At 64.4% G+C, this 9,839-nt stretch carries 7 protein-coding genes; all 7 read right to left on the reverse strand.

The window, feature by feature from the left end; all coding sequences use genetic code 11:
* Positions 1-5 precede the first annotated feature (5 nt).
* Positions 6-1,334, reverse strand: coding sequence for an ATP-binding protein (locus BO74_RS03710; protein ID WP_496440117.1), 1,329 nt, complete (start codon positions 1,332-1,334; stop codon positions 6-8).
* The gene (gene ompR / locus BO74_RS03715) at positions 1,331-2,047 is read right to left on the reverse strand and encodes an osmolarity response regulator transcription factor OmpR (RefSeq protein WP_496440119.1); all 717 of its coding nucleotides are present in this window, start codon (positions 2,045-2,047) and stop codon (positions 1,331-1,333) included. Before ompR ends, BO74_RS03710 begins: the two co-directional genes overlap by 4 nt.
* A gap of 97 nt (positions 2,048-2,144) precedes the next feature.
* Positions 2,145-4,646 carry a diguanylate cyclase domain-containing protein gene (locus BO74_RS03720; protein WP_496440121.1) on the reverse strand — a complete coding sequence of 834 codons (2,502 nt, stop codon included), beginning with the start codon at positions 4,644-4,646 and terminating at the stop codon, positions 2,145-2,147.
* Between the two features lie 129 nt (positions 4,647-4,775).
* Positions 4,776-5,369, reverse strand: a complete 594-nt coding sequence (locus BO74_RS03725) for a DUF2894 domain-containing protein (protein ID WP_496440122.1) — start codon at positions 5,367-5,369, stop codon at positions 4,776-4,778.
* Entirely contained in the window at positions 5,356-6,009 is a 654-nt protein-coding gene (locus tag BO74_RS03730) for an OmpA family protein (protein WP_496440123.1), read from the reverse strand. Before BO74_RS03730 ends, BO74_RS03725 begins: the two co-directional genes overlap by 14 nt.
* A 3-nt stretch (positions 6,010-6,012) precedes the next feature.
* The gene (locus BO74_RS03735; protein WP_496440125.1) at positions 6,013-8,388 is read right to left on the reverse strand and encodes a DUF802 domain-containing protein; all 2,376 of its coding nucleotides are present in this window, start codon (positions 8,386-8,388) and stop codon (positions 6,013-6,015) included.
* On the reverse strand, positions 8,375-9,157 hold the full coding sequence (locus BO74_RS03740) for a DUF3348 family protein (protein WP_496440127.1): 783 nt from the start codon (positions 9,155-9,157) through the stop codon (positions 8,375-8,377). Before BO74_RS03740 ends, BO74_RS03735 begins: the two co-directional genes overlap by 14 nt.
* Positions 9,158-9,839: the final 682 nt, after the last annotated feature.

Here is a 9,839-nt window from a genome sequence, read left to right on the forward strand (position 1 = left end):
TGCCGTCAGGACGCCTGCGTCGGGATGCGCAGGCGCGCAATCAAACCGCCGCCGGGGCGGTTCTGCAGTTCGAAGGTGCCGCCGTGCAGGCGGGCGATCCTCTCCACGATGGCCAGGCCGAGGCCGGTGCCGCTGGCGTCGGTGCGGGCGTTTTCCAGTCGGGTGAAGGGGCGTTTCAGCCGTTCCAGTTCGGCATCCGGAAGCCCGGGGCCGCAGTCCGCGACGTCGATCACCAGCAGCGAACTTTCCTGTCGTGTCTCGACGCTGAACGGCGCGGCCCCGTATTTAAGCGCGTTGTCGAGCAAGTTGGCGATGGCGCGGCTCAGTGCCTTCGGGCGCACATGGATCGTCCCCGGAAGCTTGCCTGGCGTGAATTGCGGCGCCGGCTCAGTGCGCAGATATCGCGCGATGACTTGCTCGATGAGCGCGTTGATATCGCTGTCGATGGGCGTTTCCTTGCCGTCCCCGCGCGCGTAGTCGAGGAACTGGGCGATGATCGTATCCATCTGCTCGATGTCGCCGACGACTGCCTCCCGTGCATCGTCGTCGGCAATGGACATTTCGCATTCCAGGCGCAGGCGGGCAAGGGGGGTACGCAAGTCGTGCGAAATGCCGGCCAGAACCTCCGTTCGTTCGGTGGCGATCTGCTGCAGGTCGTTCGACATTCGGTTGAACGCGTCCGCGAGTTGCCGCAATTCGTTCGCGCCATCGATCGTCACCGGCGCAGGATGACGCCCCTGTCCCAGTTCGCGGGCGGCGTTGGCCAGGGTGCGCAGCGGCTGCGTGACGCGGGAAACGATCAACCAGGCGACCAAGAGGGCAAGGGCCAGCGAGGCAAACCCCCAGCCGAGCCAGTGCCACGGAACCGGTCGCTCGGCGCGGGCCGCGGGCAGCATCAGCCAGTATTCGTCGTCATCGCCGGGGTCGATCGAAAAGCTGATCCACAGCCCCTCTTGCCCGTTAACCTCGCTGGCGAAGCGGCTCTGTGGTCCGAGCTGGGCGATGACGGCCTGCTTCATGACGTTGAAGAAGAAGGTGTCGGGCAAGGGCGCGACAGTGTCGTTCTGTTCGGCCGGATAGAGATGAACACCCTCACTCTCTGCAAGATCCTGCAGCAGGGCAACCCGTTTCCCCGGGTCGGCGGCGACGAGACCGGCCTTGGTCAGGTTGACCATGCTGACGGCCAGTTCCGCCAGTTGACGGGCGCGGGGTTCGCGTCCGGCGAGGCTGAAAAGGGCGAACCAGACGATCCCGGAAACGAAGATGACCAGGCTGATCAGCAGGAAGGCGCGGCCAAGCAGCGTCTGCGGAACGAGCCGCTGCGGCAGTTTCACTTGGTTTCGCCGTCGGGAATGAAGACGTAGCCGAAGCCCCAGACGGTTTGCAGGTAGCGGGGCGTTGCCGGGTCGGGTTCGATCAGCTTGCGCAGGCGGGAGACCTGGACATCGATCGCCCGGTCGAACGGTCCGTGCTCGCGGCCGCGGGCCAGGGTCATCAGCCGGTCGCGGGACAGGGGCTGACGGGGGTGTTCGAGCAGCACCTTGAGCACGGCGAATTCGCCGGTGGTCAGCGGCTGGGCCTCCCCGTCCTTGGTCAAGGTGCGCGTGGCAAGGTCGACTTCGATGTTGGCGAACACGATGGTCTTGTGCTCGGCGTTCGGTGCGCCGGGAACGACAGCCACGCGGCGGCGCAGCACGGCCTGGATGCGGGCGACCAGCTCACGCGGGTTGAACGGCTTGGGCAGGTAGTCGTCGGCGCCCATTTCCAGTCCGACGATGCGGTCGATCTCGTCACCCTTGGCCGTCAGCATCACGATCGCCTGTTGCGGTTCGCTGGCCCGCAGGCGGCGGCAAATCGACAGGCCATCCTCGCCCGGCAGCATCAGGTCGAGCACGATCAGGTCGAACGTCTCGCGCGCCATCGCCTTGTCCATCATCTCGGCGTTTTCCGCCACCTTGACGGCGAACCCCTGTTCGCCCAGGTAACGTTGCAACAGGTCGCGCAGCCGCTTGTCGTCGTCGACGACGAGGATCTTTCGCTTGCTCATGGGGGTCCTCGGAAAGGCCAGACTATGTCATTGGCAGAAGGCAGAATGCTAACCGGAAAGCCTTGCCGGCGTGAAGGGGCGCCGGTGTCTCGGCATCTCAGTTGCGGTGTATGTCCGTTGGCTTTGTCTGCCCGGGTTTCGCGAAGAGGCTGAAAAACTTCCGGTCTTCCTGAAGCATGTGCTTGGCTACGACATCACGGGCCAGGAAATCGACCAGTTCGCCCATCGATACCGTCTTCTCGTCCACGCGGCGGCGTAGTTCCAGCGCATTGCGGATCAGTGCGTGGTGGCGGGCGGTGTGGTCGGCGAGTGCTTCATAGGCATGGTCGCGGAGGACTTTTTCCTCGTCGGAGAAATGCTGTTCGACGTGGGTCAACAGTACGTCGAAGGCATTCGAAAAATTGGTGGGCGCGGCATCCAGCAGGGCATTGGCCAGACGGAACAGTTCGCGGTGTTGCTGGTCGATGGCGGGGTGGTGCGACGCGAAACTGGGCCGCCAGGCGAGATGCAGGACACGGTGCGTGTCGGTGCCGATTTCTCCGGCGGCTTCGATGGGCGAGAACAGTTCGACACGGCCACTGCCCGAGCGCTTGGCGTGATACATGGCTTCGTCGGCCATTCGTATCAGTTCCTGGTCGTTTTCGCTGTGGTCGGGATAGAGTGCGATGCCGATGCTCGATGAAACGTTCAGTTTCTCGCCGGCATCGGTGATGAACGGCTGTTGCAGTTCGTGGCTGATCTTTTCTGCTACGGTCTGTGCGTGTCCCGGGTGCTGGATGTCGGGCAGCAGGACGACGAACTCGTCGCCCCCCACACGGGCTGCGGTGTCCGACAGGCGCAGGCAGTCGCGGATTCGCCCGGCCACCGAGCGGAGCAACCAATCGCCCGCTTCGTGCCCGAGGCGGTCGTTGATCGGCTTGAACTTGTCCAGATCGATGTAGAGGATTCCCAGCCGGTGCTGATCCCGACGGGCGCGGGCGATCTGTTGCGGAAGACGGTCGAGCAGCAAGCGGCGGTTGGCCAGGTCGGTGAGCGGATCGTAGAAGGCCAGTCGACGGATCGCCTCTTCGGCGCGCTTGCGTTCGGTGATGTTACGGGTGACGCCGATCACGTAGGCGGGTTTGCCGCTGGCGTCGGCGTGCAGGGTGGTGACTACCTCGGTGTGCACGACGTGGCCGTCCTTGTGCGGCTGGTCGATTTCTGTCATCCGTGGGGAACGTAGCGGGTCGCCGGCGTTCCAGCGCGCGATCGATTCCTTGAGCGTGTCCTTGGCGCGTTGTGCCGATTCCGGCGTCAGCGCAGCGTCCATCGGCTGTGCCATGACCTCCTCCGGCGTGTACCCGCGCAGTTCGAAAACCGCCGGGCTGATGTAGGTAAAGCGGCCGCTGGCGATGTCGAGGATCCAGATCACGTCGCCGCTGTTCTCGGCGATGAAGCGGAACTTGCTTTCGCTCTCACGCAATTCGCTGACGGCCTGTTCGCGCGCGGCCATTTCCCGCTTCATGCGTCGGTTGAGGCGCAGCATGAATGCGGCGATGAGTGATGCCAATGCTCCGACGGCAACGGCAATCGACAACCCGATTACCCATTTTTTCTGTTCCTGTCGCCGTTGTTCCTTCTCATCGTCGATGTAAAGGAAATTACCCAATCGGAAGTTGCTGGGCATCAGTCCGAGTTCGGCGTAGGTATTGATGATGTTTTGCCAGCGCTCGCCGCGCATGTGGCCAATGCTGAGCAGGTCATCCTTGACCAGCGGCTTGATGCGTTCGGCCTCGAACAACAGGAATTCGCGGCTTTTGTCCGTGGCATAGCGGCTGCGGATAATGTCCACGATTTCCTTGGGATGCTCCAGCGCGTACTCCCAACCTTTCAGGCTGGCTTCGCGGAACGCCCTGGTGCGTTGTGGATGCTCGCGCACCTGGTCTTCCGAGGTGAACAGAATGTCGCCATAGAAGTCGATGCCGGCCGAGCGCGGCGAGAGGGCGACGTAGGGGATGTAGCTCTTGTCCAGCAGGAAAGGCGTGCTGGTCGATTGGCCGCTCATCGCGTCGACGCGCCCGAGAATGATCTCGTCGGTCGAGAAGGTATGCGGGAAGGGGTTCAGCGTGTTCTCGGAGATGCCTTCGCGCCGCAGGAAGGCCAGAAGTTCTTCGGCATTCGGTTCGAGCATGATCCGCTTGCCCTTGAGGTCGCGGACCGAGGAAATGCCCGAGTAGATGTGCCCGTAGAGCATGAGCGGCGAATGCTGGAACACCGCCGCCAGGGCGACGACCGGTTTGCCTTTCTGGCGTGCAAGGAGCACAGCGCTGTTCCCAACGCCGAATTCCGCCCGGCCGCTGACGATCTCGTCGACGACGTTCGTGTCAGGTTTCGCCTCCATGAAACGCATGTCCAGTCCCTTCTCGCGGTAGAACCCTTTTTCCTGCGCCGCGTAGTAGCCGGCGAACTGGAACTGGTGTGGCCCCTTGAGTTGTAGTGCGAGCGTCTCCTGATGTTCGGCAGCAGCGGGCAAGACGGCCGCCGTCGCTACCAACAGAATGACTCTGCTGGCGAAGGCGCCGACTCGTTCGAGGCAGGCGTACCATCGGTGGATCGTCATTGGCCCGAGTTTTGCGTTTGGATCTCCCTTTGATCTTAACCTGCTGCCGGCTCGCCTGCTGCGACTTTTTTAATCAGCACCAGCGGGAAACGCGCCCAAGTCGGTTTTGTTTCTGATTCTTGCAGCCGGTTACCGGTTTGTCGCGCTACGCTTTGTGGTTTGTGATTTGTTCTCGCGCTCACCTGCCGATGAACGGGTGGTCGCCCTGGTCGGCGCCGCCTGCTCCAGCCAGATCAGCGTGTCGATGTAGGACATGAAGGACTGCAGATAGTCCGGTGCGATGTCGCGCATGACTTGCAGGCTGCGCAGGACGAGGTGCTGCGAGTTCATCGGCCCGGCGTTCTCCGGGGCCTGCGCAAGGGTCTGGGTGAGTTGCTGCTCGCTGCTGAGCCGGGCCCAGGTGTCGTGGAAGCGGGTGACCGAGCGGAGCGCCGGCGTTTCCGGCTGGTCATCGGCGTGCTGGCCGATGTCGGCGAGGAGTTTGGCCAGCGGACTGCTTGCACCTTCGTCGGAGATTACTGTCGCCGGCTCACTTGGGCGGGGGCCAAGTTTGCGGACGGTGTCGTTGATCCGTTCACTGAGTACAGCGCGTACCGCTTCGGGCTGTATGGCAGCGCGGCGGGCCAATGCCTCGAGGTAGGCGAAGCGGACCGGGTCGCGTTCGGCGGCGCCGCTGGCGCGCAGGGCGTCCAGGGTCGCTTGCAGATCTTCAGTTGCGGCCATTGTCGTTGGTGCTTGTTTTGGGCACCGGCGCCATCTCGACGCGGCGGTTGCGGGCGCGGCCGTCGGCGTCGGCGTTGTCGGCCACCGGCTGCTGCGACCCGAAGGCGGCGGCGAAGACGGCGGAGGGCGGCACGCCTTCCTCGATCAGCGTGCGCGTGACGGTCAGGGCGCGCTGGGCCGAGAGCTCCCAGTTGTCGGCGAACTTCCGGTTGTTGTCGCGCACCGGCATGTCGTCGGTGAAGCCGCTGACCATCAGCAGTTGTTCGCTGGCGCCGAGATACGCCGTGATCGGCGGGGCGAGCGTCTTCAGCAGTTGACGACCATCCGGTTGCAGCTGGTCGGAGTTGAGCGCGAAGAGAACGTTGCCGCTGATGCCGATCTTGCCGTTGTCGAGCGTGACGCGGCCCGAGGCGAGCGGGCCGGCGAGTGCGCGTTCGAGCGCTTCGCGGCGTTGTTCTTCCTGCTGGCGCTTCTGGATTTCGGCTTCTAGGCTGGTGGCGAGTTCGAGTTGCACGCCGAGCACGCCCACCAGAATGATGACGAAAGCGCCGAGCAGCCCGGACATCAGGTCGCCGAAGACCGCCCACGCCGGCGTGCTTTCATGCGCGCCGTGTTCAAAGCCGGCGTCGATCTCTTCCATGGCTTAAGCCTCGCTGGGGCCGGCGCGCTGCAGGTCTTCGACCATCTTCTTCTGCGACAGGACGCTGAGTTCGATGACCTCGCGCGCCTGGGCGACGTAGTAGGCGAGCTGTTCGTCGCTGCGTGTGAGCGACTTGGCGAGCCCGCCTTCGATGCGCTGCAGCGCGGCCATCATCTTCTCGTTGGAGTCGCTGAACAGCTGCACGGCGTGGCCGAAGGCTTCGCCGAGGCTGGCGACTTCGAGCGCGCCGCCGGCGACGCTGGCACCGACTTCGACGAGCTTGCCGGCTTCGCTTTCGACCTTGTTGGTGAATTGGCTGCCGACGCGTTCGAGCAGTTCGGCCGACGAAGCGACCAGCGCGTCGATCGCGCTGCGCTGTTCGGTCGAGGCGTGGTTGATGGCATCGAGCAGGGTTCCCAGCGTCTCCATGATGCGGCTGCGTTCTTCGAGCAGGCTGTTGTCGCGCGCCATGCTGGCGGAGAGTTCGTGGCGCAGCTCGCCGATGACTTCGGCCGCCGCCTTGGGTGCCTCGGCGGCGGTCTGCATCAGGCGGGTGACTTCGGCGATCGTCGTTTCGGCTTGGCTCTGGGTAGCTGCGACGAGGTCGCACGCGGTGGCGTTCAACGTTTGCGTGATCGCTTCCTGCTGCGCCAGCGTCTTCTCGCTCGTTTGCTGCCATTGTGTTTCCAGCGTGCTGGCCATTGCGGTCAATGCCTCGGTGATGCGGGTCTGGCGGGCCTCTTCACCGGCGCTCCATTCGCTTTGCCAGGCGGATTGGGCAGTGCGTTGGTCGGCGAGCAGCGCGGCGCTACGTTCGGCGAAGGTTTCGGCCAGGGAGGTTTGCGTCCGGTCCAGCGTTTGCGTGAGACGGTCGCTGGCTTGCTCGTGTTTGCTCAGGGCGCTGATCCACGTCTCGGCAACCGTCTGCACCGCGCCGTCGAAACGCTGGGCGATGCCATCGAGCTGGGTCGCGACGTGCTGCGTCAGCGTGTTCTGCTGGGCTCGCGTCGTCTCGGCGAAGGCGGCGTGGCTGGCGTCGATGGATGCGAGCAGCGATTGGCTGCGTTCGCCGAAGGTGCCGGCGAGCTGAGTGATGGTCCGATCGAGGTGCGTTGTCAGCCCGTCGAATTGCTCGGTCAGCGTGTCGGCAAGTTGCTGCTGGCGGGTGGCAGCGGTTGCGGTCAGGGCAGCGAGTTGTTGCGCGGCGTTGGCCTGCAAGCGGGTCTGGTTGGCTTCGAGCGAGGCGAGCAGCGCGGTCGAGCGTTGCTCGAAGGTGTCGGCGTAGCTGGCGAACGCGGTTTGCAGATTCTGGCGTTGAGCTTCGCCAGCCTGCTCGGCACGCGCCAGCGATTGCGACCAGGTCTCGCCGATCCCGGCGGCGGTCCGCGTGAATTGGTCGGTGACGTTGGCTAGCTGCGTTTCGACGGTGCCGAACAGCTTGTCGTGCAGGCCGCGCGTTTCGCCGGCGATGCCCGCCATGGTCGTCGCGACGATCGGCTCGATGGCCTCTGCGGTGGCCGTCGTGCTCTCCCGGAGGGCGGTTTTGAGCGACTGATCGACCGATTGCGCGAGGTCCGCGTACAGCACTTTGGCTTCGCCATGGAAGCGTTGCTGATCGGCGAGCAGCTGTTCGCCAAGCTGGCGGTTCTGCTCGGCCATCTGGCTCATCATCGCGTCGAGTTTGCCGACCAGGTCGGGCAGCGCCTGGGCTTGCACCTGCAGCGCCTTGAAAGTCTCCTGCCGCTGGTGGGCGAACGAGACGCCGCGCAGCGCGCCGGCGATCCTGCCGTCGAGCAACTGGGCGACCTGCTGGCGGTCGCGTCGGGCGAGCGTCGAGATCAGGCCGAGCATGGCCGAGGTGGCGACGCCGGCGACCGAGGTGCCGAAGGCGACACCGAGTCCCTTGACCGGTGACGCCAGTGCGGCACGGATGGTGTGCAGGTCGGTCGTGCTTTCCAGCGCCAGAACGGCGCCGTTCAGCGTGACGACCATGCCGAGGAAGGTGCCGAGCATGCCGAGCAGGACCAGTAGACCGACGAGGTACGGCGTGACGCTCGGTCCCGGCAGGGCGACGCGTTCGCCGGCGATGCGCAGGCGAACGGCGTTCTGCAGATTGCCGGGGACCTGTTGCAGCCACTCACCGATGTTGTCGACCTCGTCCGGGATGTTGTCCAGCGCCCGGGCCAGCGCGCTCGTGTTGCCATCGAAGCGCCGCATTTCGAAGGCGCCGGCGAGATAGACCGTGGCGATGAGGCAGGAAACGGTGAAGGCCAGCGCGCTGCCGCCGACGTAGCCGACGGCCACCCAGATGACGGCGGCCAAGCCGAGGATGAAGGCGAGGAGACTGAGGTTGCGGTTAAATCGGTCAGGACTGTTCATGCGGTTTCGTTTCGTTCATGTCGTTCAATGTGGCAATCAGCCCGGCGACGGGCTTCAGGCGCAGTTCGAGTTCGGCGAGCAGTGCGCGCTTGGTGTCATTGCAGAAGGCTTCCAGCCAGCTGCCCGGCTGCGTCCAGAGCGCCGGATCATCACCGTCGTCAGCTTTGGCGCGGTGTTCGGCGTAGCGCTGCTCGAAGGATCGGGCGAGCAGGATCGGGACGTTGGCCAGCAGGTTGTATTCGCGCGCCGCCAGCGCCTTCTCGAAGGTGGCGTCGAGGTTGGCCAGTTGCCTGCCGGCGCCCGACTGCGCGGCCAGGGCCTTGCGAGCGTCGGCGCGCAGCGCGGTGATCGCCGTATTCATCTCGCGCTGGTGCGCGAGGTAGTAGCGGTGGAATGGCGTGAAGTCGGGGGGGCTGCCGGCGTGGTCGGTGTCATTGGCGGCGGGCGTCAGCGTCGGGAACGGGATGCGCGGTTTCGTGCCGTCGGGCGCCGCGACAAAAACGCCGTCGTGGTGAATGGCGGCGCTCAGCGTCTGGCGCAGGCGAGCCAGTTGCCTTGGCAGATCGCCGTCCGATGAAGGTTCAGCCGTGCGACCGCCAGCCTCCGCGCCGAGGACGGAAAACAGCGTCATCGCATCCGAAAGGTCCAGCCAGCGCCCGAGCCGTTCGCCGAAATCGTATTTCGGGTCGGGGAGCTGCGGATGCGTGTCGGACAGTAGACGGACGAGGGTGGAGCGGTGGAAGGTGGCGCGTTGAAATTCACGCGTCATGGCAGTGGCGTGGTCGGACAGCGAAAAAAGGGCGCAAGACTACTACAACTTTGCGACACGGTCAGCAGTCGGGGCCGGCCGTGTCGTGAGTTTTCACTCCGGATGGTTCATTCGCCATTTTTCTTGTCTTTTTGCGATCTCAGGCGTTGGAGGTCGGTGAAACGCCGTGTTTCGCCTGCAGGCGAGGTACTTCTTATTGTCTTTCCAAGAAGAAGGCGCGCCCGCTGCGTCGCCCTGCTTTGCCGGGTACTCTGCGCTGCTCGACGACGCAGAGGGCAGAAGGAAAACCGAACGGTGTTTCAACCGATGGTGGTAGTGATCGGTTGGTTTTGAGCTTCCCCTTGTGCAGCGCCGAGCAACGGAGGCGAGCCGGGGGCAGTCGGCGAGCACTGTTTGAGGGGCGTAGCCCCGAGTTGCGCAGCCGCCCGGCTTGCCGAGTAGCGCAGGGGAGTCGGCGCAGCCGATCGCGTAACCCGGGGTCGCCTTTTCTTTGGCTCCTTTCTTTTGGCGAGGCAAAAGAAAGGATGCCCGCGCGTCAGGCGCGGAACCAAGCGGTTCAGGCGAAGATCAACGCATCCGTCTCCAAAGCAGCACGAGATAGCGTGGTCGCGGACTGACGCGCCGTGTTTCGCCTGCAGGCGAGGTACTTCTTCTTGTCTTGCCAAGAAGAAGTACCCAAGAA

The sequence above is a fragment of the Propionivibrio pelophilus DSM 12018 genome (assembly GCF_059569095.1).